The organism is Salibacterium lacus (assembly GCF_042684865.1).
Taxonomy (GTDB): Bacteria; Bacillota; Bacilli; order Bacillales; family Marinococcaceae; genus Salibacterium; species Salibacterium lacus.
On sequence record NZ_JBHUML010000006.1, the window covers coordinates 165,092 to 189,847 of the forward strand.

Annotated in this window: 24 protein-coding genes; 6 read left to right on the top strand and 18 right to left on the bottom strand. The window is 50.2% G+C overall.

All coding sequences use genetic code 11. The features are described from left to right. Positions 1-61: 61 nt before the first annotated feature. Together fba and ACFSUB_RS16650 are read right to left on the bottom strand one after the other, a co-directional pair. Positions 62-925, bottom strand: coding sequence for a class II fructose-1,6-bisphosphate aldolase (gene fba, locus ACFSUB_RS16645; protein ID WP_380714410.1), 864 nt, complete (start codon positions 923-925; stop codon positions 62-64). Positions 926-1,170: 245 nt separating this feature from the next. Next, positions 1,171-1,533 (bottom strand): response regulator, encoded by a 363-nt coding sequence (locus ACFSUB_RS16650; RefSeq protein ID WP_380714411.1) that lies wholly within the window; start codon positions 1,531-1,533, stop codon positions 1,171-1,173. A 325-nt stretch (positions 1,534-1,858) separates the two neighbouring features. Between ACFSUB_RS16650 and ACFSUB_RS16655 the strand changes: the two genes are divergently transcribed. After that, entirely contained in the window at positions 1,859-2,377 is a 519-nt protein-coding gene (locus ACFSUB_RS16655) for a DUF2529 family protein (RefSeq protein WP_380714412.1), read from the top strand. A 144-nt stretch (positions 2,378-2,521) separates the two neighbouring features. Here the strand turns inward: ACFSUB_RS16655 and ACFSUB_RS16660 are convergent, their stop codons facing one another. Beyond that, a complete protein-coding gene (locus ACFSUB_RS16660; RefSeq protein ID WP_380714413.1) occupies positions 2,522-4,123 on the bottom strand; it encodes a CTP synthase in 1,602 nt (533 codons plus the stop codon). A 372-nt stretch (positions 4,124-4,495) separates the two neighbouring features. Further along, positions 4,496-4,984, bottom strand: coding sequence for a DNA-directed RNA polymerase subunit delta (rpoE, locus tag ACFSUB_RS16665; protein ID WP_380714414.1), 489 nt, complete (start codon positions 4,982-4,984; stop codon positions 4,496-4,498). A gap of 300 nt (positions 4,985-5,284) precedes the next feature. Here rpoE and cls point away from each other — a divergent pair, with 300 nt between their 5' ends. Further along, complete coding sequence (gene cls / locus ACFSUB_RS16670) at positions 5,285-6,484, top strand: cardiolipin synthase (RefSeq protein ID WP_380714415.1); 1,200 nt, start codon at positions 5,285-5,287, stop codon at positions 6,482-6,484. Between the two features lie 7 nt (positions 6,485-6,491). Here cls and ACFSUB_RS16675 read toward each other — a convergent pair whose 3' ends face one another. The 5 genes from ACFSUB_RS16675 to ACFSUB_RS16695 all read right to left on the bottom strand — a co-directional run bounded on the left by ACFSUB_RS16675 (position 6,492) and on the right by ACFSUB_RS16695 (position 11,579). After that, positions 6,492-7,295, bottom strand: a complete 804-nt coding sequence (locus tag ACFSUB_RS16675; RefSeq protein ID WP_380714416.1) for an alpha/beta fold hydrolase — start codon at positions 7,293-7,295, stop codon at positions 6,492-6,494. Positions 7,296-7,315: 20 nt separating this feature from the next. Beyond that, positions 7,316-7,495 (bottom strand): XapX domain-containing protein, encoded by a 180-nt coding sequence (locus ACFSUB_RS16680; RefSeq protein ID WP_380714579.1) that lies wholly within the window; start codon positions 7,493-7,495, stop codon positions 7,316-7,318. A 509-nt stretch (positions 7,496-8,004) separates the two neighbouring features. Beyond that, entirely contained in the window at positions 8,005-9,675 is a 1,671-nt protein-coding gene (gene argS, locus ACFSUB_RS16685; protein WP_380714417.1) for an arginine--tRNA ligase, read from the bottom strand. A gap of 5 nt (positions 9,676-9,680) precedes the next feature. Continuing rightward, positions 9,681-10,118, bottom strand: coding sequence for a DUF1934 domain-containing protein (locus tag ACFSUB_RS16690; protein ID WP_380714418.1), 438 nt, complete (start codon positions 10,116-10,118; stop codon positions 9,681-9,683). Between the two features lie 477 nt (positions 10,119-10,595). Continuing rightward, complete coding sequence (locus ACFSUB_RS16695; protein ID WP_380714419.1) at positions 10,596-11,579, bottom strand: cyclodeaminase; 984 nt, start codon at positions 11,577-11,579, stop codon at positions 10,596-10,598. A gap of 276 nt (positions 11,580-11,855) precedes the next feature. On the opposite strand from ACFSUB_RS16695, the gene ACFSUB_RS16700 reads away from it, so the two are divergent. Then, the gene (locus tag ACFSUB_RS16700) at positions 11,856-12,839 is read left to right on the top strand and encodes an aldo/keto reductase (RefSeq protein ID WP_380714420.1); all 984 of its coding nucleotides are present in this window, start codon (positions 11,856-11,858) and stop codon (positions 12,837-12,839) included. 333 nt (positions 12,840-13,172) lie between these two features. After that, positions 13,173-14,210 (top strand): S-layer homology domain-containing protein, encoded by a 1,038-nt coding sequence (locus ACFSUB_RS16705; RefSeq protein WP_380714421.1) that lies wholly within the window; start codon positions 13,173-13,175, stop codon positions 14,208-14,210. A 159-nt stretch (positions 14,211-14,369) separates the two neighbouring features. On the opposite strand, the gene ACFSUB_RS16710 is transcribed toward ACFSUB_RS16705, so the two are convergent. The 6 genes from ACFSUB_RS16710 to ACFSUB_RS16735 all read right to left on the bottom strand — a co-directional run bounded on the left by ACFSUB_RS16710 (position 14,370) and on the right by ACFSUB_RS16735 (position 19,805). Then, entirely contained in the window at positions 14,370-15,014 is a 645-nt protein-coding gene (locus ACFSUB_RS16710; RefSeq protein ID WP_380714422.1) for a class D sortase, read from the bottom strand. Then, positions 15,011-16,009, bottom strand: a complete 999-nt coding sequence (locus ACFSUB_RS16715) for an LPXTG cell wall anchor domain-containing protein (RefSeq protein WP_380714423.1) — start codon at positions 16,007-16,009, stop codon at positions 15,011-15,013. Before ACFSUB_RS16715 ends, ACFSUB_RS16710 begins: the two co-directional genes overlap by 4 nt. A 29-nt stretch (positions 16,010-16,038) precedes the next feature. Next, positions 16,039-16,572 carry a signal peptidase I gene (locus tag ACFSUB_RS16720; protein ID WP_380714424.1) on the bottom strand — a complete coding sequence of 178 codons (534 nt, stop codon included), beginning with the start codon at positions 16,570-16,572 and terminating at the stop codon, positions 16,039-16,041. After that, positions 16,569-18,413 (bottom strand): hypothetical protein, encoded by a 1,845-nt coding sequence (locus ACFSUB_RS16725; protein ID WP_380714425.1) that lies wholly within the window; start codon positions 18,411-18,413, stop codon positions 16,569-16,571. The genes ACFSUB_RS16720 and ACFSUB_RS16725 overlap by 4 nt, the downstream gene beginning before the upstream one ends. A gap of 88 nt (positions 18,414-18,501) precedes the next feature. After that, positions 18,502-19,125: a hypothetical protein gene (locus ACFSUB_RS16730; RefSeq protein ID WP_380714426.1), complete on the bottom strand. Its 624-nt coding sequence runs from the start codon at positions 19,123-19,125 to the stop codon at positions 18,502-18,504. Between the two features lie 125 nt (positions 19,126-19,250). Further along, entirely contained in the window at positions 19,251-19,805 is a 555-nt protein-coding gene (locus tag ACFSUB_RS16735) for a signal peptidase I (protein ID WP_380714427.1), read from the bottom strand. A gap of 298 nt (positions 19,806-20,103) precedes the next feature. Here ACFSUB_RS16735 and ACFSUB_RS16740 point away from each other — a divergent pair, with 298 nt between their 5' ends. Continuing rightward, complete coding sequence (locus ACFSUB_RS16740; RefSeq protein ID WP_380714428.1) at positions 20,104-21,180, top strand: M20/M25/M40 family metallo-hydrolase; 1,077 nt, start codon at positions 20,104-20,106, stop codon at positions 21,178-21,180. A 119-nt stretch (positions 21,181-21,299) separates the two neighbouring features. Next, entirely contained in the window at positions 21,300-22,514 is a 1,215-nt protein-coding gene (locus tag ACFSUB_RS16745) for a multidrug effflux MFS transporter (protein ID WP_380714429.1), read from the top strand. Between the two features lie 193 nt (positions 22,515-22,707). On the opposite strand, the gene dhaM is transcribed toward ACFSUB_RS16745, so the two are convergent. From dhaM to dhaK, 3 genes are read right to left on the bottom strand one after another with little or no spacing between them, the layout of a single operon-like run. Then, positions 22,708-23,097 (bottom strand): dihydroxyacetone kinase phosphoryl donor subunit DhaM, encoded by a 390-nt coding sequence (gene dhaM / locus ACFSUB_RS16750; protein WP_380714430.1) that lies wholly within the window; start codon positions 23,095-23,097, stop codon positions 22,708-22,710. Then, a complete protein-coding gene (dhaL, locus tag ACFSUB_RS16755) occupies positions 23,097-23,717 on the bottom strand; it encodes a dihydroxyacetone kinase subunit DhaL (RefSeq protein ID WP_380714431.1) in 621 nt (206 codons plus the stop codon). The genes dhaM and dhaL overlap by 1 nt, the downstream gene beginning before the upstream one ends. Before the next feature lie 21 nt (positions 23,718-23,738). Beyond that, complete coding sequence (gene dhaK, locus ACFSUB_RS16760) at positions 23,739-24,695, bottom strand: dihydroxyacetone kinase subunit DhaK (RefSeq protein ID WP_380714432.1); 957 nt, start codon at positions 24,693-24,695, stop codon at positions 23,739-23,741. Between the last annotated feature and the right edge of the window lie 61 nt (positions 24,696-24,756).

Sequence of the window (24,756 nt, forward strand, 5' to 3'; positions counted from 1 at the left end):
AACAGGTACAGCCCGGGCCGGCCTGTACTCTATTAACTCTTTTCCCTTTCACGTCCCTGCGTTACACCCGGTTGGACGAACCGAATTCACGCATCTTCGCTTTTACGGTTTCTTTGACGGCATCACGAGCCGGCCCCATGTATTTACGGGGATCATAAAGGTCCGGCTTTTCTTCAAGGGTTCTGCGTACAGAGGCAGCGGAGGAAATCTGGCTTTCTGTGTTGACGTTAATCTTGGCGTGCCCGAATCCAATAGCTTTCTGTACATCTTCAGCAGGGATGCCCGTCCCGCCGTGAAGGACAAGCGGCACACCAACAGCGCTGTCTATTTCCTTCATACGGTCAAAACCAAGATTGGGCTCTGCTTTGTACGGGCCGTGCACAGAACCAAGAGCCGGCGCAAAACAGTCCACTCCTGTTTCTTTTACAAACTTGCTGCACTCAGACGGAACCGCATACGTCTCTTCTGCCTCTTCCACGGCTACATCGTCTTCCTGCCCGCCGACACGGCCGAGTTCTGCTTCAACAGACACACCGACAGCATGGGCAGCATCCACGACGCGTCTGGTCAGGGCAATGTTGTCTTCAAGCGGATAGTGCGAACCATCAATCATCACGGATGTAAAACCGGCACGGAGGGCTTCCATGCATTTTTCAAAACTGGAACCGTGGTCCAGGTGAACCGCCACAGGCACCGTAATGTGGTGGGCTTCCATAAAGGTTTTCACCATGTCCACCACCGGTTTAAAACCGCTCATGTAACGGGCCGCGCCTTCAGAGACGCCGCATATAACCGGAGAACGTTCTTCTTCGGCAGCCTGCAGTACTGCCTGAACAAATTCCATGTTGTTCAGATTGTACTGACCTACGGCATATTGATTGGCTTTTGCCTCATTCAGCATTTCTTTCATGGAAACAAGCGGCATACTTACCCTCCTTGCGGCTTACGTCGTGACAGGATAAATGAAAAGACTGTCTGCCGTACACGTTGAAAAAACGGCGTTTGTTCTGCCCCGCTATGTAACAAAGCATCGCACTTTCCACTATCTCTGGAATGTTTTCTGCTTCATTATAGCACATTATGAACGTTTTTCACCCATCCGTCCGGGAAAAGTTGCGGTGCCGCGTATAATAAGGCGATGTCGAGCGGTTTTATTTCCGCTTACGGAACTCAGACCAGGTATTTCTGAATTTCTTCTCTAATCTGATTGATATCAAATGGTTTGGAAATATACGAAGAAGCACCAAGCTGTTCGGCCTCCTGCATCATGCTCAGCTCCCCGTACGCGGTCATAAGTATGACAGATGCGCCGGGGGCCAGCCCGCGTTCCGAGCGTTTCCTTAGAATTTCAACCCCGTCCATACCGGGGATTTTCATATCAAGCAGTACGAGATCGGGATGTTCATGTTCGAGAAGTTCAAGAGCCGTACTGCCGTTTGAGGCTTCCAGAATATCATGCCCTTCTTTCTGGAGTATTTCCTGCAGCAGCACTCTTATGCCGTATTGATCATCCACAATTAATATTTTATGCAAACCGGTTCCCCTTCTTTCTCTATGCAGTACGCTTCATACCGACTATTTACAAGTGGATAAGAAAAGCAGAAGCGTCCTGAAACAACGGGAGTTCAGCTGAAAGTCATCACCCGGGACCGGACGTAAGAACGGCTGCCGTTTTTGAGAGAATCCCTCCCCGTCATACAGATTCTTTCTACTCAGGATATCCTCTGCTTTTCTTCATTCGTTGTTATTGTTACCCCTTCCATATCCCCCCTCTGATTTCCTTCTTTTGCTGTAATTTTTACAGAAATACGAATCTGCTTTACGATAGAATCAGTACGTAAGGAAAGGCGGGAGCCATGTGAAAGTTTTTGCGACACAGCTGCAGGGAGCTTTTCAGCATATTTTATCAGAGGATGAAGCGATAGAAAATGGAGCCAGGCTTCTGGCACAGGGACCGGCGGGCACCGGTCGGCTTTTGATCGGTGGAACATCGTCCATGGAAGGAAGCGCCCTAACTCTGACGCAGCACCCGGATGCCCCGGCGCAGACAGCATTTGTGTCTCTTAAAGAACTGGGTCAGGTGGAAATGGACGACAGGGTGCTGCTCTTGGCCGGAAACGAGGAAAAGGAGGCACTGCAGACCGCTTGCGGCAGACTGCTGGAGCAGGAGATTCCATTTGTGGTAACCGCTCCGTTTGCCGAGGAGGACAGCGGCCTGGACCTGGAGCCGACAGACGTGTGGCTGCAGACACATGTGAGAGGCGGCATCGTACCCGGAGAAAGCGGGCAGCGGATGGGGGATCCTTCCGCTCTGTGCTCTCTCTTCGCAGGACAGCTTCTCTTTTTGAACATCATAGAAATGCTTGACGAATCGTAAAGCGCCGGCTGCCGGATTCTAACTCCGTCAACCACTCTCCGCGGACACTAATGGCAGCACTCCGGGCTTGCAGCGTCGTCCACATGCAGTCTATCAACCAAAAAGAAGCTGCCCTGAACAAACAGGACAGCTTCTTTTTTTATATTACTGATGCTCGATGGATGCTTGAATAAATTCGCGAAACAGCGGCTGTGGTCTGGTCGGGCGGGACACGAATTCAGGATGGAACTGCGAAGCGACAAAGTATGGATGATTTTCCAGTTCGACAATCTCCACCAGTCTGCCGTCCGGGCTTGTCCCGCTGAAAATGAATCCTGCTTCTTCCATGGCATCGCGGTAGGCGTTGTTAAATTCGTAACGGTGACGATGGCGTTCATACACCACTTCCTCCCCATATGCCTGCTTGGCGATAGTGTTTTCCCGCAGTTTGCATGGGTACAGACCGAGCCGCAGGGTGCCGCCCATATCCTCTACATCTTTTTGCTCCGGCAGGAGATCAATGACCGGGTCCTTTGTATCCGGATCAAGTTCTGCCGAACCAGCCTCCGTCAGCCCCACTACGTTGCGGGCAAATTCTACAGAGGCAAGCTGCATGCCAAGACACAATCCAAGATAAGGAATATTATTTTCCCTCGCGTACTGGATAGCCGTGAGTTTACCCTCTATGCCGCGGTCACCGAATCCTCCCGGCACAAGAATACCGTCTGCTTCTTTCAGCTTTTCGACCATGTTGGATGGTGTCACTTCTTCGGAGTTGATCCACTGAATATCCACATAGGAGTCAAAAGCATAACCGGCGTGTTTCAGCGATTCTGCTACGGACAGATAGGCATCAGGCAGCGATACGTATTTTCCGACAAGAGCGATGGTTACCCGGCCTGATAGGTTCTGCACCTTTTCGACCAGCATCTTCCACTCTTCCATATCCGCCGCGCCGCCATCTAATTTCAGATAATCGCATACAATCTGGTCCATCTTCTGCCGCTGAAGATCAATCGGTATTTGATACAATGTATCAGCGTCCGAACATTCAATCACAGCATCTTTATGAATATCACAAAAGAGCGCGATTTTCTCTTTCATTTCCTGCGGAACGGCGCTTTCGGTCCGGACCACAATCACATTCGGCTGAATCCCGAGGCTGCGGAGTTCTTTCACGCTGTGCTGGGTCGGCTTTGACTTCAGCTCACCGGCAGCCGAGAGATAAGGAATGAGTGTACAGTGGATGTACATGGCATTGTCGACGCCGACATCACTTTTAATCTGCCGGATGGCTTCAAGAAAAGGCAGGCTTTCGATATCGCCGACAGTGCCGCCGATTTCGGTTATAACGACATCCGCTCCGGTTTCACGTCCGGCACGGTACACCCGTTCAATGATTTCGTTGGTCACGTGCGGAATGACCTGGACCGTGCCGCCGAGATAATCTCCGCGGCGTTCTTTACGTATAACCGATGAATATACCTTCCCTGTCGTTACGTTACTGTTTTGGTTCAGGTTAATATCAATAAAACGTTCATAATGCCCTAAATCAAGGTCCGTTTCCGCACCGTCATCGGTCACGAACACTTCCCCGTGCTGGTATGGACTCATTGTTCCGGGATCGACGTTAATATAGGGATCGAACTTCTGGATGGTCACGCCGTAACCACGGTTCTTTAGAAGACGGCCCAGTGAAGCGGCGGTGATTCCTTTCCCAAGCGATGACACAACCCCTCCGGTTACGAAGATATATTTAACTGCCATGCCTTCATCTACTCCTTTTTTATTTAATTGCACGAGCCGGCTGCTCTTCAGAAAAGGACGGAACACCAACCTGTTTAAAACGGCCTTCCATGAAGAGCGTACACGTTCAGTGGCGGGCGCTGAAACGGGGTCCGGCAAACGTCGGCATTTGAGCTTTCCTGACTATAAAAAAAACAAAAGTGACACCAATCCCAGGGCGGGGGCGCACTTTCGTTTCGTCTCATTTATGGAATCCTTATTATATACCTGTTTAAGCCCAAAAATGATTTTACCGAGCCTTATTTTAAAAGTCAAGCATCAATATGAGAGGATCCTCTACTGAAACCGCAAATGTCCTGTGCCGGGCATAGAAGCCGTCACACTCTGCGGAACTCAGTAGGAGTCGCCATCATCTGCCGGTTCTTCCTCCGTGTCTTCACTTTCAAATCCGTCCAGCGGCTTCGTTTTTTCTTCGTCTTCGGCGTTCTCTTCCTGCGACAGTTCATCGAGTTCATCTTCGATATCTTCAAAGTTATCATCAAAGTCTTCCTCGAAGTCATCGACAGGGTCTTGATTTTTCTTCGTATCTTCCATCTTCACCGTCGTACTTAAATCTTCATCGGACTGGTCCAGCGGGTACCATCCGCGCAGGCCCCAGTGATTCTCTCCCAGATGGACAAAACGTCCGTCCAGATTCATGGAAGTGAACAGTTTGGTCTGCCGGTTTTTTGTTTCATCCGAGCTCAGGTCTTTCAATTCAGCAATCCGGTTCATCAAACTTCCATATTCATATGGCTTTTTTTCATCTTCCAGCAGAATATGAGCCAGTTCTATCGCAGACATTTCTTCCACTTCTTCTTCATTATAATCAGAAATACTCAAGGACCGCACACTCCTTTTTTCCACAAAGTATTCATGTCCTTCGGGAAACTGTCTACACAGACATTCTCCCGACTTGGAAACAGACTACGTTTAAGTTATCCGTTCTTCAAAATCATACTTTTCATTATAAACATATTTGCGGTATTTATGCCAGCATTTTTCGATGGATTCGCGCTCTGTTTCTGCATGAAGCGGAAAGTTTTTTTGTATCTTGATTCTAGAATGGCTTCGTTTCGGATATTCTAGGGGGTACAGCGAACCCTCTTACTGTAGAAAAGGGGGTATCAGGAGGCCTCTTTCATGATCTGGATAATGTCAGGTACCGCCGCGCTGCTGCTGGCTGCAGGATGGTGTCTGTTTGATTTTGCCTGCGGCAGAAAGAAACACCGCAAAGAACGCAGTAGTGTGCTTTATCCGCGCCGCTCGGGACAGGTAACGTGCTATAAAGAGGGCGGAACCTTCTTCCGGGATTATTTTGAAGATATAAAGCAGGCGGAAGAGTCGATCTATATTCTTTTTTACATATTCCGGCAGGACAGCATTGGCAGTCAGCTGATTGACCTGCTCTGCCGGAAAGCAGAAGACGGGGTCATCGTCCGCGTCATGCTTGACCGTGTCAGCAGCGGTATGACCCGCCAAGGCCGGAAAAAGCTTAGGAACGCAGGAGTATATTTCGCGTACAGCCAGCGGATTTCCCTGCCTTTCTTGTTCTATTCCCTGCAGCGGCGCAACCACCGCAAAATTACGGTCATTGATGAAGAAACCGGGTACACGGGTGGTTTCAATGTAGGAGATGAATACATTGGACGTGATCCGAAATTTGGATACTGGCGGGATTTTCATCTCCGTGTTAAAGGAGAGGGGGTGCAGGATTTAACGCGCCAGTTCATTGCGGACTGGCACCGGGAACGTCCGGAGGACGATTTTTCCTCTGATAAAAACCCGGAGTCTCTTCCGGATGGGGATACCACTTTCCGCTTTCTGGCAACGGATGGAGATGAAGTGCTGAACACCTTTCTTCATATGATCGGCCGGGCCCGTACCCGCATTTATATTGCAACTCCTTATTTCATCCCGGGTCCCACCCTTCAAAAGGCACTGCTTGAAGCAGCAGCACGGGATGTCATCATCACGATTATTCTTCCTGCCAAACGGGACCACCCCCTGGTTCAGGAAGCGTCCTGGTCTTACCTTGAGCCTTTAATAAGCGCCGGAGTCTGCGTTTATCATTTCAACGATGGTTTCTTTCATGCGAAGGCTGTGCTGATTGATGAGCAATGCTGCGATATCGGCAGCGCCAATTTTGATCAACGAAGTTTTCACCTGAATCTCGAAATGAATACGCTGATTGAAGATAAAACATTCATTGAATACATCAGAAATATATTGGAAAAGGACATGCAGCATTCCACCCTCCTGCACCTTGAGGATGTGACGAAGCGGCCGTTTTCGGTGCGTATCAAAGAAAAAGCCGCTCATCTGCTGGAGGCGTTGTTGTAACAGACCGTCACGTCAACGTTTTGAAGGGGACACTTCCGTTCTCGAGCTGCCGGGCGAACTGTGCCACCGCCGCATTGTAGGAGGCGGGTTGAAGCGTTGGGATCTGGTGGCCGACGCCATGGACCATCACGATATCTTTTGGTGCCTGCACGGCGTATTTGTAAAAGATGTACTGATAGTAATGAACATACCAGTCTCTGGAGCCGTACAAAAGAAGAAGCGGCCGGGAAAGAGAAGGGAGAGCCGCTGTACAGGAGTAATGCAGGCCGGATTCGTACAGGGAGCGCACGAGCGGTGCCGAACTTCTTTTCACCGCAGCGGCTATTCGTTCACGGTGCCCGGACTGCGTGGCATTTCCTATCGAAAGCATCCCGGCCAGCAGCCCCATCCATCCTTTTTCCGTGATCCACATTCCGATTTCGAATTCTCTGTGAAGCAGCGTGGTGCGTACTTCCGGAAACCCTCCTGCCAGCGCTGCCCCTGCGGTCCGCTCCGGCCAGCGGATAGCAAAGTCGAGCGCGACCGATCCGCCGCTTGAATAACCGCATAGAAGAACCCGGTCCAGCCCGAGGACGTCAGCCAGATTGTGCAGGTCTTCCGCCCATTCCGAGATAGTAAGCGTCTCCCTGCCGGCCTGGCTGAAACCGTGGCCTCTGGCATCCATCAGAATCACCTTGAAATCATGGGCGAGTTTTCGTTGATGATAAAAGGCCGCACTTCCCATTGCCGGGGGATGGATAAAAAAAATCGGCAGTCCTTTTCCCTTTACCTCGTAATGCAGCTTGTGTCCCTGTGAGATGAAAAATGGCATATCTGTCCTCTCTCCTTTGCTCAGCTCCCCCCGCTTTGCAGCCAGGTCTGAATAAGATGGAACATTTTCCACCCAAGAAAAATGCCGACAATGCCCAGTATACCGGGCAGAGCGGGAGGAGCTGGAATAGGCAGGCGTACAACAGCAAATAAAAAGCCGACGCCCAGTCCTGTTAAAAGGGATAATAATGCTTCCTGCATTCGTACCACACCTTTCTTTATACTATGCATCAACGCTTTCGGGCTTATTCCCGGTTTCTGATTCCGGTTAACGCATATTGCCGATTCACGAGTTGATTGTCGGGATGGATGGGGGTGCTGGTTTCTTGATCGATTCTCTGTATTTCTCGATCGATTCTCCGGATGACTGCTTCGATCCGCACCGGGTGGTACCACCGCGCAGCGTCCGATGCGGGAGCGGCGTTTCCTGATCGATTCCCGGGATTTCTCGATCGTTTCGCTCATTTCTCGATTGATTTCCGCACGAATTGGGTTTTTCTCGATTGATTCTCCCCATTTCTTGATTGATTCTCTGTATTTCTCGGTCGATTCTCCGTAGTTCTCGCTCAATTCAGGGTATTTCTGCTTCACCTGCTTCTGGCCGGCGGCACCTGCCGTCCTTCCCGTTCTGCCAACATAAAAAAACTTCCGGACGATCCCACGGATGGAATTGTTCGGAAGTTTAAGGCTGCATTAAAATACGTGGCAGATTACATTCTTTCAGGAGCATGTACCCCGATCAGAGCCATGGCGTTCTGCAGCGTGATCTGGGCGGCTTTCACGAGTTTCAGACGGGCCTGTGTTTTGGCGGCATCTTCGGAATCCACTACGCGCTCTGCGTTGTAGAAGCTGTGAAAGGCAGCAGCTAGTTCATGCGCGTAATTGGTCATCCGGTGCGGAGCGTATTTATCCGCAGCGATTGCGACCGCTTCCGGGAATTCACCGATTTTTTTCAGCAGGTCGTACTCTTTTTCCGAGGCAATCGGCGTCAACTCAGCGTCCGGATCATATTTATATCCCTTTTCCTCTGCCTGTCTGAAAATGCTGCAAAGACGTGCATGCGCATACTGGACGTAATAGACCGGGTTCTCATTGGATTCGGACTTCGCCAGTGTTAAATCAAAATCCATGTGAGTGTCCGAACTTCTCATCGCGAAAAAGTATCTCGTCGCATCGATCCCGACTTCTTCCATCAAGTCTTTCAGCGTCACGGCTTTGCCGGTCCGTTTGCTCATTTTCACCCGTTCGCCGTTCTCATACAGATTCACCATTTGAATAATACGGGTATCAAGCTGGTCCTTATTATAGCCAAGCGCCTGAACCGCTGCTTCCATTCTCGGAATGTAGCCGTGATGATCTGCTCCCCAGACATTAATGACTTTTTCAAAACCACGCTCGAATTTATTTTGATGATACGCAATATCGGGCAGGAGGTATGTGTAGGTGTTGTCGTTTTTGACGAGGACTCTGTCTTTGTCGTCGCCGTAGTTGGAAGATTTAAACCAGATGGCGTTATCTGCTTCATACACTTCACCGCGCTCCTCCAGAAGCTGCAGCGCCTCTTCTACTTTCCCACTTTCATACAATGATGTTTCAGAATACCACACATCAAACTCGACCCGGTAATCAAGCAGGTCCTGTTTCAGTTTTTCCATTTCCCGTTTCAGCCCGTATTCCCGGAAAAAGGCAAGCCGTTCTTCCCGTGCTGTATCGACAAAAGCATCCCCGTGCTCAGCGGCCAGTTCTTCGCCGAACTGTTTAATATCAGCACCGCGGTAGCCGTCTTCGGGCATCGTCGTTTCTTTTCCGAGGGCTTCCAGGTAACGGGCTTCCACCGAATAGGCGAGGTTACTGATCTGATTGCCGGCATCGTTGATGTAATACTCCCGCGTGACATCATAGCCGGCGGTCTCGAGGATACTGCTGAGCGCATCCCCAACGGCGGCGCCGCGGGCATGTCCAAGGTGCAGATCTCCTGTCGGATTGGCGGAAACGAATTCCACCTGGACTTTCTTCCCGCCGCCGGCATCTGTTTTTCCATATTCCTGTCCGGAGGAAAGCACTGCTGGAATGACCTGGCGCAGATAACTGTGATCGAGGAAGAAATTAATAAATCCCGGTCCGGCAATCTCCATTTTTTCAACAGATGCTTTCGATGTATCCATAGCTCCGGTAATATCTTCTGCAATCAGCTTTGGTGCTTTTTTTGCTGTTTTGGCCAGCTGCATCGCAAGGTTCGTGGCAAAGTCGCCGTGTTCTTTGTCCTTTGGTGTTTCCATCACCACTTCCGGCAGTTCTTCTTTGGACACGAGCCCTGCTTTCACAGCGGCGTCCGCGGTTTCCTGTTTTAATTGTTCCTTGATCTGTTCGACGACGTTCATAACCGTTACGTATCCTCCTCAATCGATATAGTGACTTCATACCGTCCGGCAGAAGCACCCTGCAGTTTCAAGTCATAGCCGAACTGAATGCGGCCGGTGCTGCCGCTGTCCGCCCACATGACAGCCACCTGGTGTGTGTCCGCCTCGGTCGTGAAGGTGCCAAATGGCGTTTCATAGCTTCCTTCCGTTCGTTCTCCACGTAAATAACGCTGACGCATGGATACCGAGCCGGACCGAAGTACCGTAATTTCGCGTCCTCCCACCTTTAAGACAGTGGAAACTTCGCCAATGTCGTCCAGATTTTCCGTGAACGACACAAACGTGAAGTTCTGCTTTTGGTAGACTTCGCCCTTCGCCTGCAGGTTCACCTGTTCCTTTTCCCCCTGCTGTCTGATGTTGGTGGTCATCTTGACATCCACCGGCGTCTTCAGCGCATCTGTCATCCTACCGCTCCCCTTTTATATCATGGATTTTTGGGTCTCTGGGTTTCTCCGTATACAAAGTGTAGCGATTCCCTTTTTCACATGCAAGATAAAGACAGGCCTACGCTGTCATGATATGTACCAGCCTGCCTGTTTATGACTGTATTTTTCGGAGAACAGATGGGGAAAGAAGCGTAGATGAAGACCCGCCGGGACTTGACTTTCTTCTATTGTACACCAAATACAGGGGTTCTGTATCACTTTTCTATAGTCCGGTTGATTAAAAATCGCAGCGGAGTCCAGTCCATGCTGCGATTTTTTTATTATTCTTTTGTACCTGAATAACGGTTCCGGTCACTTTCTGCCCCGCCGGGTTGAAAAGTAACGCTTAGAACCTGTCTGCGAGTTACTTTTTCTGTGGCTCCGCTGAAAAGTGACGCTTAGAAAGATATCCTTTGCTTTATAGACACTTTTTGTATCAGGTTTTCGGCCTGGTTTCTACGTTTCAAATGTCGTACCTTTTCCCGCGTCGACAAGGCTCTGCCGGGCGTATACGGCGATGGCAGTGTCCTGGACTCCAGTGCCGGTCAAGTCACAAAACGTCACATCTTCGTTGGATGTTCTTCCCCCGGCATGACCGAGAGACAACGCTCCGAGTTCCACCGTATCGGCGTTTTCCTGAATAACTCCTGCTTCAAGCGCATGATGATGTTCACCAAGCTTAAAAACCTGTGCTTTGGCATCACACGCCAGCACATCCACCGCTCCGAGGACATCCGGGGCCACTTCGTTCTTTTCCTCGGCATCAGATCCCATGGCGGTAATATGGAGGCCGGGATGGAGCCATTCTTTTTGAATGATGGGCTGCTTCGCGGGGGTTGTCGTTACGACCGCATCACTGTTTCGAACTACCTCTTCCGGGCTTTCGGTTGCTTTCACCTCAATTCCGAGCTCCTTTTGCATGTCATCGATATACTCTTGTACCCGTTCTGACTTCCTCCCGTACACGAGCACCTGATCCAGTTTCCGGACCAGCTGCAGCGCGCGGATCTGGTACCGCGCCTGGGTTCCGGTTCCGATCACACCGGCTGTTTCCACCGTTTCCGGGGCCAGGTGCGCTGCTGCGATGCCTCCGGCCGCCGCCGTGCGGACATCGGTTAAATAGCCGTTATCCTGCAGGATGGAATCGGTAAAACCAGTATCGGTGCGGAGAAGAAGCATCATGCCGCTAAGGCTGGGAAGCCCTTTATCGGGATTGTCGAAAAAACCGGACGACATTTTCAGAGCAAACATATCCATTCCTTTTACATAGGCCGTTTTCACATCCACTTCTCCATGGTGTTCAGGAATATCGACCCGGAGAACCGGCGGCATTGTCACCTCTCCCCGCTCCAGTTTCTGAAATCCTTCTTCCACCAGTTCCAGTGCCTTCCTATTTACATCCACCACTTGCCGGATATCACGTTCAGAAAAGATATGCATCGGCAGTACGCTCCTTTCCTCTTTTATATCTACTATCCCTTCTTCGCGCGCATGATTAAACCTGGTTTTCCCAATTCGTACCTTTTGTATTTTTTGCAGATTCGCTTGTTTTTGACATGGTTTCGCTCGATTGCGACAATATTCCGCTCGTTTTCGACAAAATACCGCCCGCAGTCGACATCACTTCGCTCGAACCAGTTTGTAGATGCTGGAATAAAAATCATGTACAATGGTGAAAGCGTTTTATAGTATGTTAGACAAGGTGGTGTACGAACAATGCAATACCGGCAGCTTGGAACAACAGACCTGAACGTAAGTGAAATCAGTTTCGGCACATGGGCGATAGGCGGAGCCTGGGGGTCCACCAATGACACGGAAGCCTTAAAAGGATTGGAACGGGCCATGGAAGCCGGCGTGAATTTTTTTGATACCGCGGATGTATACGGCGGCGGCCGCAGCGAAGAACTTCTTGCAAGAGCGACGAAGGGCCGCGAAAAGGAGATTCATATCGCGAGCAAGTTCTGCCGTGCCGGGGATATCCACGACCCTGCCACCTACTCTGAGGAAAATGTGCGCGCCTGGCTCGAAAACAGCCTGCGCCGCCTTGGCCGGGAACAGCTTGATCTCTACCAGATCCACTGTCCGCCCCAACACATTCTCGAAGACGGCCAGGTATTTCATGTGCTTGATAAACTGCAGCAGGAAGGAAAGATCCGCTATTACGGTGTCAGCGTGGAAACGGTCGAGGAAGGCCTGATCTGCCTGGATCAGCCGAATGTCAGGGCGCTCCAGGTCATCTTTAATATCTTCCGCCAGAAACCTCTTGAGGAACTTCTTCCAAAAGCAAAACAGCAGGGCGTCGGCATTCTGACCAGGGTTCCGCTTGCCAGCGGCCTTTTGACCGGCAAATTCACAACCGGGAGCACGTTTGCCGAAGACGACCACCGGAACTTCAACCGGGAAGGACAAGCCTTCAATGTAGGAGAAACATTTGCCGGCCTGCCTTTTGAAAAAGGAGTGGAACTCAGCCGGTCTCTCGAGTGGATCGCCAAGGGGCGCGGATCCATGACCAGAGGAGCTTTAAAATGGATTCTCGAACACGACGAAGTAACATGCGTGATCCCAGGCTTTAAATCGGTGGAGCAGGTAGAGGACAACTTGCAGGCTGAAGAAAGTGCTTCCTATACGGAAGAGGAAATGCATAAACTCCGCAGAATGTATGAAGAGGATGTGCTGCCTTTCATTCAAGGTCATTACTAAGAAAAGAGCTTGATTACGCGTAAGTACGGCGACCCGGATTCAACATAGTTTTCCAGGGGAGCAGAAGTGCAAAAGAGAAAAACAGACGGTCAGAAACGCAGATATGAACGGTTCATACCTGCGTTTTTTATGGATTCCAATGGTTTCTTGTTTACAACCTCTACACAGCGGATATTCCATCCAGAAAAGATATTCTTCATCTTTTATCTGGACTATCTGCACGTGCATCATCAAAAAAAAGAAGCAGCGGGCTCTGCAACGTTTCTCTCTATGTTTTCGTCAAACAAGAGAAAAGCGTAAACAGGATTCTTTATATTATTTTAAAAGAGGTGGATGATGATGAAATTATGGAAGAAAGCAGGGTTATCCTGCATCACTGCATTTTTCATGACAACAGGTACAGTATCTGCAAGTGAGAACTTCTCCGATGTCGGCTCAGACTTTTGGGCGGAAAATGAAATCACGTATCTTGCCGGTGAAGGCGTGATCAGCGGCTATCCGAACGGAGAATTCCGTCCCGGAAACGAAGTCACACGTTCCCAGGCAGCGCTTATGATTGCCGCGTCGCTGAATCTTGAGACCGGAGACCGTCCGAATCCCGGATTTGAAGATGTAGATGAATCCAGTCATGCGTATGAAGCCATTGCAGCTGTCGCAGACGAAGGGATTATTAATGGAGATGACGGGGCCTTTATGCCGAATGAGCCTTTAACAAGAGGACAGATGGCAGCCGTCCTGACAAGAGCTTATAGCCTGAACGCAGACGGCAGCGCCCGTGACTTTGCAGATATCGAGAAGGATTATATTTTCTATCAAGACATTCAAGCCCTTGCCGGCAGCAACATCACAACAGGATACGCCAAAGACAACACGTTCCGGCCGGGAGAATCCACAACCAGAGCCCAGTTCTCCGTATTTACCGCCAGAGCGATGAACGAAGAATACAGACAGGAACCGGCAGACACCCCGTCCCTTTCTTACTTTGAAGAACGTATCACTGAAGCGGAAGAGGCCATAGAACAGGCGATGTACCAGCAGTATGAGGAAGCCTCCGGAAGTGACCAGGCAAAAGACCCCTTCACAGAAATTGAAGACACATTCCATACCTATTACACAGAAAGTATTACCACCAACATGTGGGAACCTTTTTACCAGGAAGGTCTGGATGAATACGGTCCGGCTCTGGCGCAGGCATTTCCCTTCCGAGTAATGGAAAACGTAACATTTGAATCACGCAGCAGTAACGAAGTTGTGGTCGGTGGATTGGAACCGGAAAGCCAGTTAAACAATCAGGCCACCTACTACGAATACACGCTCGTGAAGAAAAACAGTACCTGGCTCATATCAAATATGGAAGGAACACCGCAGTAAGAGGGTTCACGTCTGCATGACGGGAAACAAAATATTATCGCCGTAAAGTAAAGCATCAAAAATCCGAACGATGGCGGAGAATGCTCGAAACAACATTCTCCGCCACTGTTCGGATTGTTTTTTATTTATATTCATTTATTTCCATCTGCTTTATTGTTTTTATGATTCTATTTTTCCCTGCACGATTAACCGGTTCACCGGATTTTTCATCGGGGTGCAGGTAATTAATGTAATAACATCTTCTCCATTCGTATCCTGCCGCAGCACGGAAGTATCGGAAGGATCTACGACCGTTGTCTGAAAAACGGTGTAAGAGTGTGTTCCGGTGCCGGTCTCCACTTCTATCAGATCTCCTGTTTCCACCTCATCCAAACGGTTGAACATACGGCCATACGTGTGACTACGGTGGGCTGCAACTGCACTGTTTCCTTCCGCTCCCAGCGCAGCCGTTCCGGCAAGATGACCGGCTGCCACATCGAGGATGGAGGCAGATGCTCCTTTTGCCACAGGAAGTTCCACATTAATGGCAGGGATCCGGAGGAGACCGATGGGATCGGTTTCCCCTTTCGATTCTGGTGGATGTTCCGGTGCGGAATTGAACGCTTGTTCCTTCTCCGCCTGCTGAAAGACGTGTTCCAGTTCTTTGTAATCCCGTCCGGCTCTGGTCTCCACCTGTGCTGCTTCAGCCGTCTCCCACTGCTCCAGCAGCTGCGCCTGTCTGGAATCTGCCATCCATTCGTTTACATGCGGATAAAGCAACAGGAGAATTCCCGTTAGAACTAGGAGAAGGGCAGCTGGTTTCATGGCTCCCTTCTCCTCCTGAACATAAATGGCACAGCAAGAGAAGAGACTCTGCCATATAAATAGATCCCTACAGCTATACTGGCAAGGCCAGCCGCATAAAACAGCAGATCTCCGTGTTCGCCTGTCTGCGGAAGCGTCGGCCCCGGCCGGTCATTTCCACCGGGGACTACCGTTTCATCGTCTCCGGGCTCTTCCGGTTCATTCGGGTCCTCTGTATCCGGCACATCCGGGTCATCCGGTGCTGCGGGACTACCAGGACTCTCTGGATTGTCCGGGTTATCCGGTTCCTCTACCGGTTGGTCAGGGGCCGCCGGCTCCCCGGTGTCCGGCTGTTCCGGTTCGCCGGTGTCCGGATTCGGGGATGAAGGTGTTTGCGGGTCATCTGAACCTCCCGGGTTACCGGTATCTCCCGGATCACCGGTATCAGAGTCCGGATTTCCGGAACCGCCGCCTGAATCATTTCCCCCACCTCCGTTATCGTCCGTATCGCTGTCTTCATCATCTTCCGGCGGGGCATTTACCTGTCTTGCATCCACTTTCACCGACACGCTCGCAGACAGGCCCTGATACTCATTCCCGCTTTCCTCCGGAAAATGAACAACAAAGGTAACCGGCAGATCTTCGTCCTCTTCCAGCATCCCCATATCAATCGTATCTACGCCCGCAAAGCTTCCTTCGTATTTCTGATTACCGTCTGCCTGAACGGTTACCTGGAGATTTTCAAAAAACATACTGGATTCTTTTTCCCGGTGCTGCTTCTCTTCTTCTTCTCTCTGCAGTGTAAGAGCGTATTCGATATCATCACTACTGACATTTTCCACGGTGATATCCGTTTCAAAGGAAAGACCCGGAGCAAAAGGACCGATACCTTTCATAAAGCTGCTGTCCTCCAATTCGACCAGCTTTCCTGCAGCAGCTGTATTCCAGGAAAACAGAAATAACAACGCCGTCCCAAGCAGCAGAGACGACGCTTTTTTCCATTTCGTCTTTATCATCTCCCGACCCCCGTTCTTTTCATTTCTTTTCAGCTGTCAAAACTCCGGGGTTTGTAGCGGACATATTTCTTCCGCATCCCCAATGCTTTGAAAATCGTTTTGTAATATTTCCATAAAACAATAGAACCGAGCAATACCGTAACGGCGGCTATTCCGTATCCGCCTGCCATCTGTTCTATCAACCATCCGGCTTGGGGAAGATGGAAGAGATACACCCCTTCCACCTGCTCCGGCGGAACCATTGCATTATCCTGCACCGGATTGGCATCTCCTTTCGTGCGGAATCCTTCCTCCGTTACCTGCGTTACCCGATGGGTTACACTTTTACCGTTTTGGTTGAACATAATAATTGAACCGGTGCGGACTCCGCCTGTGTCTTTTAGAATCAACAGATCGCCTGCATGAAAGGTTGGTTCCATGCTCCCGGATGCTGCTTTTACCGGCTGCAGACCGAAAGCTTTCGGAATACCCCCCGAACTATGCACGGTAAAGAAAACAAGATAGACCGCATAAATGAAAGTACAGAGGCTGAGAAAAACCATCAGTCTTTTCAGCAGTTTCATTGGTCCTTATCCTTTTTCTCTGCTTTCTTCCTGGTTTTATCATCGTCAGACCGCGAAGCTTTATCATCTCCCGAATTGCTGGTACGTCCTTTTTCTTTCTTTTTATCTTTATCCTTGTCTTTGTTGTCTTTATCTTTGTCCTTGTCTTTGCCTTTATTGTCCTTATCTTTACCAGGCTTTTCTTTATCTTTATCATCCGTTTTTCCGCCTGTTTCTTCATTATCTCCGCTCTTATCTGTCTGTTCATCTTCCTTGCTGCCGTTGTCTTCTTTTTTGTTGTCAGATGGTTCCGTCTCCGGGCTTTCGGAACGGGCTTTGTTTTCCCGGGTCGTTGATTCCTCATCTTCCTTGCTGGAATCTTTATCACTTTTCACAGCGCTGCGTTTGTCCTTGTCTGTTCTGTCAGCACCGCCGGATGTTTCCTCGCTGCCGGAGACACTCTCTTCATCCTGCCGGCTGTTATCCTCACTGCTACTCTCTTCTTCGGAAGGGGAAGAGTCTATATTATCCTCCGCCTTGCCTGGACTGCCGGCGTCTCCTCCGTCGCGGTCTTCGTTACCATCTGTCTGTTCTCCCGGGGTTTCTTCCTCTTCTTCTCTGGCGCTTTGGTTTTCCCCGCTGGTTTCTTCGTCTTCTCCTGTGCTGTTTCCGTCGGTGGAAACTTCTTCTCCGCCTTCTTCGTTATTTTCCTGTCCGCTGTTGTTACCGGGGTCCGGGTTTTCGGATTCCGGCGATTCTTCCGGCTCCGAGCTTCCTCCATCCTCGGATGCTTCTACACTTTCTTCCGTGCTTTCTCCGCTGCTGCCGGATTCCCCGTTATTTTCATTTCCACTGTTCTCTTCTTCTACGGCTTCTTCCGTGCCGCCGGTATCTCCGCTGCTGTCACCAGGGGCCGGCGTTTCGGATTCCGGCGGGGCTTCTGAGTCTGAACTTTCTTCCTCTCCGGGCGCTTCTCCGCTTTCTTCCGTACTTTCTCCGCTGCTGCCGGATTCCTCGTTACCTTCATTTCCGCCGGCATTTTCTTCTGCTGCTTCATCTCCGCTCGTAGTATCTTCACTGTTCTCCTCGTCTTCGCTGCCGTTATCCGGCTCTGGTTCCGTGGATTCTTCCTGGTCAGCATTTCCGCCGGTTCCATTGTCTTCGGAGCCGTCGTTACCATTACTGCCGCTTTTGTCTTCTTCGTTGTTTCCGGTTTCTTTGCTTCCTTCTTCTTCACTGCCGTCTCCGGATTCCGGCTGCTCTTCTTCCTTATTTTCTTCCTCAGACTCGGGATTCTCTTCGACCGGTTCTTCTTCCTCCACACCGTCTTCTACGTTGTCTTCCTGCTGCTCTTCCGTGTTTTCACCAGCCTCTTCTTTTTCTTTCTCTTTTAATTCTTCTTCTACTTCTTCTTTTTTCGGAGGAGGGTTATGGACTTTCACGCGGATACTTTCTTCAAAGCTTCCATTGAAAGCACTAATGTCAAAATACACCCATTGATTGTTACAATGGTTCCCTTCCCGGTGATTTGTCACAAACGTGGAAGACACTGAATCTCTTGCCGAAATCGAGAGACGTTCCACCGCAGGAATGATGCGGTAATTATTTTTCTTATGTGTCTTCTGCCCGGCTTTGATACGGACGTCTCCTGCATCCACCTGTGTTTTGTTTTTCACGGTGAGCGTAACGGCGCATCCTTTTACCTTTTCATCAATATCCAAGCCGTCTGCCGGGACAAATGCTTTGACCGAACTGGAAGAACTTCTTGTCTCGGCTGAAAAATACGAATAAGTGCTGAATCCATCCAATACGCCTGCAATCACAAACATACTCACCACAAACAGGGATAACCAACCTTTCAACCTACAGCACCTCCATTCATTGATCGCAATATAGAACGAAGCAGCTGGAAACCAGCTGCTTCGTGTTTACAGCTTATCTAATTAGCTATTAGTCTTGCGGATACTCTGCATCTTCAACTGTCTGCTTACCGTCGACACGGAGGGTGCCTGTTACCGAAGAGTCCTGATACTCATTGCCGGCTTCCTGATCGAGGTAGACGTCAAAGCTGACAGTCACTTCATCACCCGGTTCCATATCTCTGTTGAAGCCATCCGCTGCATCACGGAACCATTCATTAATAGGTGCTTCTGTTTCATTGGCATCAATCCACTCGCTCTGCCCGCTCCAATCCACGCTGCCGGTACGGTCCAGATTCATACGGATCTTATAGTCATTGCCGTCCGCACCGTCAATGCCGTTTGTTTCCACATCGAGCATCAGACGCGGATCAAGTGCCAGGTTGCCATCGTTTTCAAACGTGATGGAGTTGCCTTCGGCCATATACTCTGAATCGTTTTCCGCTGTATTCTGCTTGACCGGCTGCAGAAGCTGCCCTTCCGTACTGAAGACTCTTTCTTCACTAATGTCTGTCAGGGAAAGCGTTCCTGCCTGTACATCACTGGATCCTGTTTCCTGGCTTTCGGTAAACCATGAGAATGTGCCGAATCCTGCCCCTGCTGCCATCACGCCTGCTACAGATGTTGCGATAAGTGCCTTTTTTGTTTTGTTCATTGATAAATCCTCCTCATTATTAAGTAAATGTTATTCATTCTTCTCCTGTCCCCAGTGACACTGTGTATACATCGATAAATAATAGCCGGATGCGGCTGTCTTCCTTTCTCACCTCCTTTAAAGAATTAAGAACCATGCTCTACCGTTTGGTCTGATTTGCTGCTTTTTCCAAGCCGTTCGTAAATAACAATGCCAATGTAGGAAAAAACGGGAAGGATAATAAACAGGATCATGCCGGCGGGACTTCCGAAAAACTGTGCCAGATAACCGCCGTAAGGAACGGAAAACTGCATTTTCCCAAGAACCTGGGCACCGCCGACCGCTTCATCATCTTTCACATTGTTGTTATCCCCCTGGGTTACAAACGCCGGCTGTCCCTCTTTTTCGGTCGTTTCGATAACCCGGTGGGTAATGACTTCTCTTTCCTCGTTATAAAAGGAAATCACATCGCCGGACTGAATCGCCCCGGGATCTGTCTGTTTTGTGAGAATCATGTCCCCTGCCGAAAAAGCAGGTTCCATACTGTTCGACAAGACGGTTAAGGGATGATACCCAAACACAGATGGCATTTCATCCGGATTCACCCGGCCCTGGATCAACAGAAACACTGATGCCAGAAAAAGAACGAACAGTATACCCAGAAAACTATTCACAACAATTCGGATCATCTTACCAGCCATCCTGCTCCCTCCCTGCCTTTTGTTCGTTTTATAGAATGTAAATGTATTATATAACGAACTTAATCATTTGCAAAACCTATTCTGAGTTCAATAAGTTCTATATAACGCACATTACCTTTATATTTCTCTGAATTTCTTTTAATAACTCATTTTTTCAGGATTATTACTGCTTTTTTGTTTTATATAATGAACATACAGTGTGATTTCATCATGGTACCCCAAAGGGATCATTTGTTGTTTAGTATGGATAACGCATATAATGAAAGAAACGTACTGGAGAAAGGACAGGGATCGTAGTATGAACAACAGGCATCACGACTTTTTATACGAACTGCTGCAGACACCGTCACCTTCGGGCATGGAGGCGGACATTCAGAAGAAGTGGCTGCAGCATGTGAAGCCGTATGCGGCGCAGTTACATACCGACGGCGCGGGGAACGCTTCCGCCGTTCACCATCCGGATGCTTCGCTGCGGGTAGCTGTGGCGGGACACTGTGATGAAATTGGATTTATGGTCAAAGCCATCGATAACGATGGTTATATTTATGTGGAGAAATTAGGTGGTATCAGTCACAAACCGGCGATCGGCATGAAAGTGGCGATACTCGGGAAATACGGCCGTCTGACCGGGGTGTTTGGATCAAAGGCCGAACATCACGGCGGGGCAAAAGATGATTTCAGCTTTTCGGATTTATTCATTGACTGCGGGGCGTCTTCCAGGGAAGAAGTGGAGGCTTTCACGGTACCGGGGGACACAGCAGTCTACAAACGGGAACCGGAAGGACTTTTGAACAACCGCATCAGTGGGCGCGGCCTCGATAACCGGACCGGTGCTTTCATTGTAGCGGAAGTCTTCCGGCGCCTGGAGAACCGGCTTCAAGCGGACGTCGGCATGCATGCGGTCAGTACGGTGAATGAAGAAACAAACATGGGCGGGGCTTATTTTGCCGGAGCAGGAATCGCTCCGGACCTTGCCATCGCGGTGGATGTGACATTTGCCACAGATTATCCGGGCGCCGTATCAGGACAAACAGCGGAAGTGAAGCTCGGTAAAGGTCCAGTCCTTGCCAAAGGGGCTCCCATTAACCAAAAAGCCAATGACCTGCTGGAACAGGCTGCCGGCGCCGCAGGTATCCCGGTGCAGTATGAACTTACTCCGCGCTCAACCGGCACCGATGCCGATCAGCTGCGCAAAACAGCACGCGGTGTTCCTGTTGCTGTGGTTTCTCTGCCGCTTCGGTATATGCATGCACCGGTTGAAACCGTAAGCCTGGATGATATCGAACAGACGATTGAACTGCTCGTCTCCTTCTTCACCCGGCTGCAGGGAAACGAAAACCTTAAGCCCGTCTCTCTCGATGATCTTGAAGATTAGGAAAAAGCGCCTTCTGAACAAGCCGAATGACGGGATATATTTCTCTTTCTCCTGTATGATGAGAGATAGTGTGTCAAGTGTAGATGTTATTCCTATCTGAAAGGTCGTCTGGTATATTTATGGAACATTCCGCCACCTCCGCTCCAACGTTATCTAAAATGCGCCGTTTATGGATGGCTGTCCTGCTCGGTTCGCTGGCTGCTTTCGGGCCGCTTACGATTGATATGTATCTGCCGAGTTTCCCTTCCATCGCGAGTGATTTGGAAACGACCGCTTCGTCGGTACAGTTAAGTCTGACCGCCTGTCTTCTCGGTCTTGCGGGAGGGCAGCTTGTCATCGGCCCCATCAGCGATATGAAAGGCCGTAAAACACCGATGATGATTTCTCTGGCGGTCTATGCGGCCGCATCCATACTTTGTGTGTTTGCGCCTTCCATCTGGGTTCTCATCGCTGCGCGTTTCCTGCAGGGATTTTCCGCTTCGGCGGGCATTGTCATTTCGAGAGCCGTCGTCCGGGATCTGTATACCGGCAAAGAACTCACGAAATTTTTTGCCCTGCTGATGCTTGTCAACGGACTGGCACCGATTCTTGCCCCGCTTGCCGGCGGCATTGTGCTGAACTGGACGTCGTGGCAGGGGATATTTGTCATACTGGGTATGATCGGTCTGTTTATGCTGACTACTGTCTTTTGGCTGCTTCCGGAAACGCTGGCGGACGACAATAAATCAAGCAGCGGTATCAAACATACGATTCAGACATTCGGTGAATTAATGAAAGACAGCACCTTTGCCGGCTACGCGCTGGCACAGGGGCTTGTCATGGCTGGAATATTCGCTTACGTTTCCGGTACTCCGTTTGTCTATCAGGGCATTTACGGAGTATCCGCCCAGGTGTTCAGTATCCTGTTTGCGATGAACGGGATCGGCCTGATTATAGGAAGTCAGCTGACCGGCCGTTTGGCAGGCTTGGTAAACGAAAATACAATACTGAAAAGCGGGCTGTTTGTCACAATGGGCGCCAGCACGTTTTTGCTGCTCATGATTTTACTGCAGGCTCCGCTCGTCTTTATCGTTATTCCGCTTTTTCTGATCGTGTCGTGCGTAGGTGTTGTTACGACCACCTGCTTTTCCCTCGCGATGGAGACCCAGGGTCACCGGGCCGGCAGTGCCTCTGCGCTGCTCGGTCTGCTGCCGTTTCTATTCGGAGCGACCTCCGCCCCGCTTGTCGGAGTGGCCGGAGAAAACACAGCACTCCCTATGGGCTTGATTATTTTCACAGCCGACCTCCTGGCGCTGGGCTGTTTTCTTCTGCTCGTCCAGAAACGCAGGTCATAATACCGCAGAGGGCTTCGTTTTGTCATCACGCTTTCAATGAAAACCCCTTTCCCCTTCCTGTACACAAAACTCCGAACGATGAGCTGCATTCTACGCAAAAATGCGCTATCGTTCGGATTTTTAACGTATTCGTCTACTGCGGGATCAAGGACCGCCGCTTCTTTGAAGTAAAGGTACTTGCACGTTCGTTGTTTTATTCCACGAACTGCTGGCGCCGGACGGCTGCGGCGGTTTCTTCAAGTGATTTTCCCATACCGGCTTCCACCACCGCTACATAGGTGCCTTCCACAATCGGCGCATTCACAATCTCCACACTCCCCTCCAAATCAGGAAGCATATCAAGTGCGAGTTCAGCGTTCATCAGAGCGCTTCCGATGTCATAAAACACAAGCATGCCGGCTTCATTATCCGCCTGCTGCAGCGCATTCTGAATTTTATCCGCGCTCGTCCCGATGCCGCCGTCTTCCGTGCCGCCGGCAGCATATACTTCAACGTCCGGCTGTTTCGTCTGGGCGGCGAGATCATATACTCCGTCTGCGATTTTCCCGCTGTGGGAAACGATAATGACTGCGGGTTTGCTCATTAGACTTCCTCCTTGTCCAGGGCCTCCGCCAGCGCTTCGAACAGAAGATAGGAGGAATAGGCCCCGGGGTCAATATGAGTTTTGGATTCTTCTCCGTAATACGAAGCCCTTCCTTTATTTGCTTTCATTCCCTCCGTCTGCTCCATGCTTTCTTTCGCTTTTGCGGCTAATTCCGATGGAACGAGATCCCGCTGCTGCACGTATTCCACAACAGGAACCCAGACATCCAGCATGGTTTTGCCGCCGCTTTCAGCCTTGCCGCGTGTTTTCACGCCTTCTACAGCAGCTTCCAGACCCTGGGCCAGTTCATTTTGTGTGAGGGAAGTTTTGTCTTTCCACTCGTTCGAGGCTTTCAGGAAGGCGGTGCCGTAAAGCGGACCGGATGCCCCGCCGATCTTAGAGATAAGGGTCATCGCCGCGGATTTTACAATACTTCCGATATCTTCTTCTCCGCTCCCTTTCACACCATCTGCGGCTTCCTGAAACCCGCGGGCCATATTGTGGCCGTGGTCACCGTCTCCTATGGCCTGATCCAGTTCGGATAAATATTCTTTATTGTCCTGCATTTTTTCGCCGGCTGTTAACAGCCACTGCTTCATATCATTGGTCGTCAGTTCCACAGCACCAATCACCCTTTCTGATTATGTTATATACTTTTTCATCGTGTCATCGAGCTTCAACAGCGTGATAGAACATCCTGCCATTTCAAGCGAACTCATGTATTCGCCTACCATCGAGGTATGGATGGAAATGTTTCTGCCGGCAAGAAGCGCGGCTGCTTTGCGGTACACGATATAAAGCTCCATCAACGGCGTGGAACCCTGTCCGTTCACGAGAACGACTACTTCCTCTCCATTTTTCACGTCAAGGTCTGCCGTCACGTTATTCAGCAGTTCTTCGGCTACGACATCGGCCGGCTGGATTTTCTTTCTCTCCATTCCCGGCTCTCCGTGAATACCGGTGCCAAGCTCCATTTCATCGTCAGCAAGTGTAAAGCCTGGTTTGCCGGAGGCCGGAACTGTGCTGGGACTGAGGGATACCCCCATCGACCGGGTATGGCCTATGACATGACGGGCAAGCTCTGCTGCTTCCTGGAGATCCAGTCCTTCTTCCACGGCCGTGCCGACTATTTTGTGTACCAGCACTGTTCCTGCTGTGCCGCGGCGGTCTTCTTCGTTTTCCACCGCCATATCGTCTTTTACGACCACCTGCTCTGTATCGATACCTTCCGCGGCTGCCATTTCCGCCGCCATATCAAAGTTCATCACGTCTCCGCTGAAATTTTTCACAATCAGCAGGACGCCGCTTCCGCTGTCCACCGCCTTGATGGCTTCAAGGATCTGGTCCGGCGCCGGGGACGTGAACACTTCCCCCGCAACGGCGGCATCGAGCATATTTTCTCCGATATAGCCGGCGTGGGCCGGTTCGTGGCCGCTTCCTCCCCCGCTCACGAGTCCGACTTTGCCGGGAAGGGGAGCATCTTTGCGGACCAGCACATTCCAGCCGGGGAGACGTCTCAGTTCATCGGAATGAGCAGCTGCCATTCCTTCAAGCATCTCTTCCACAACGTTTTCCGGGTTATTAATAAATTTTTTCATTCCCATACCTCCTTACCTCTTGGTTACCCTTTACTTTTCCTCTATTCCTTTTTTCCCGTGA

What these genes read in the sequence shown, in the direction of transcription:
- fba (WP_380714410.1), bottom strand. Translation starts at nt 925, where the DNA reads ATGCCGCTTGTTTCCATGAAAGAAATGCTGAATGAGGCAAAAGCCAAT.
- ACFSUB_RS16660 (WP_380714413.1), bottom strand. Translation starts at nt 4,123, where the DNA reads ATGGCAGTTAAATATATCTTCGTAACCGGAGGGGTTGTGTCATCGCTT.
- cls (WP_380714415.1), top strand. Translation starts at nt 5,285, where the DNA reads ATGATCTGGATAATGTCAGGTACCGCCGCGCTGCTGCTGGCTGCAGGA.
- ACFSUB_RS16675 (WP_380714416.1), bottom strand. Translation starts at nt 7,295, where the DNA reads ATGCCATTTTTCATCTCACAGGGACACAAGCTGCATTACGAGGTAAAG.
- ACFSUB_RS16680 (WP_380714579.1), bottom strand. Translation starts at nt 7,495, where the DNA reads ATGCAGGAAGCATTATTATCCCTTTTAACAGGACTGGGCGTCGGCTTT.
- argS (WP_380714417.1), bottom strand. Translation starts at nt 9,675, where the DNA reads ATGAACGTCGTCGAACAGATCAAGGAACAATTAAAACAGGAAACCGCG.
- ACFSUB_RS16690 (WP_380714418.1), bottom strand. Translation starts at nt 10,118, where the DNA reads ATGACAGATGCGCTGAAGACGCCGGTGGATGTCAAGATGACCACCAAC.
- ACFSUB_RS16695 (WP_380714419.1), bottom strand. Translation starts at nt 11,579, where the DNA reads ATGCATATCTTTTCTGAACGTGATATCCGGCAAGTGGTGGATGTAAAT.
- ACFSUB_RS16700 (WP_380714420.1), top strand. Translation starts at nt 11,856, where the DNA reads ATGCAATACCGGCAGCTTGGAACAACAGACCTGAACGTAAGTGAAATC.
- ACFSUB_RS16705 (WP_380714421.1), top strand. Translation starts at nt 13,173, where the DNA reads ATGATGATGAAATTATGGAAGAAAGCAGGGTTATCCTGCATCACTGCA.
- ACFSUB_RS16710 (WP_380714422.1), bottom strand. Translation starts at nt 15,014, where the DNA reads ATGAAACCAGCTGCCCTTCTCCTAGTTCTAACGGGAATTCTCCTGTTG.
- ACFSUB_RS16715 (WP_380714423.1), bottom strand. Translation starts at nt 16,009, where the DNA reads ATGATAAAGACGAAATGGAAAAAAGCGTCGTCTCTGCTGCTTGGGACG.
- ACFSUB_RS16720 (WP_380714424.1), bottom strand. Translation starts at nt 16,572, where the DNA reads ATGAAACTGCTGAAAAGACTGATGGTTTTTCTCAGCCTCTGTACTTTC.
- ACFSUB_RS16730 (WP_380714426.1), bottom strand. Translation starts at nt 19,125, where the DNA reads ATGAACAAAACAAAAAAGGCACTTATCGCAACATCTGTAGCAGGCGTG.
- ACFSUB_RS16735 (WP_380714427.1), bottom strand. Translation starts at nt 19,805, where the DNA reads ATGGCTGGTAAGATGATCCGAATTGTTGTGAATAGTTTTCTGGGTATA.
- ACFSUB_RS16740 (WP_380714428.1), top strand. Translation starts at nt 20,104, where the DNA reads ATGAACAACAGGCATCACGACTTTTTATACGAACTGCTGCAGACACCG.
- ACFSUB_RS16745 (WP_380714429.1), top strand. Translation starts at nt 21,300, where the DNA reads ATGGAACATTCCGCCACCTCCGCTCCAACGTTATCTAAAATGCGCCGT.
- dhaM (WP_380714430.1), bottom strand. Translation starts at nt 23,097, where the DNA reads ATGAGCAAACCCGCAGTCATTATCGTTTCCCACAGCGGGAAAATCGCA.
- dhaK (WP_380714432.1), bottom strand. Translation starts at nt 24,695, where the DNA reads ATGAAAAAATTTATTAATAACCCGGAAAACGTTGTGGAAGAGATGCTT.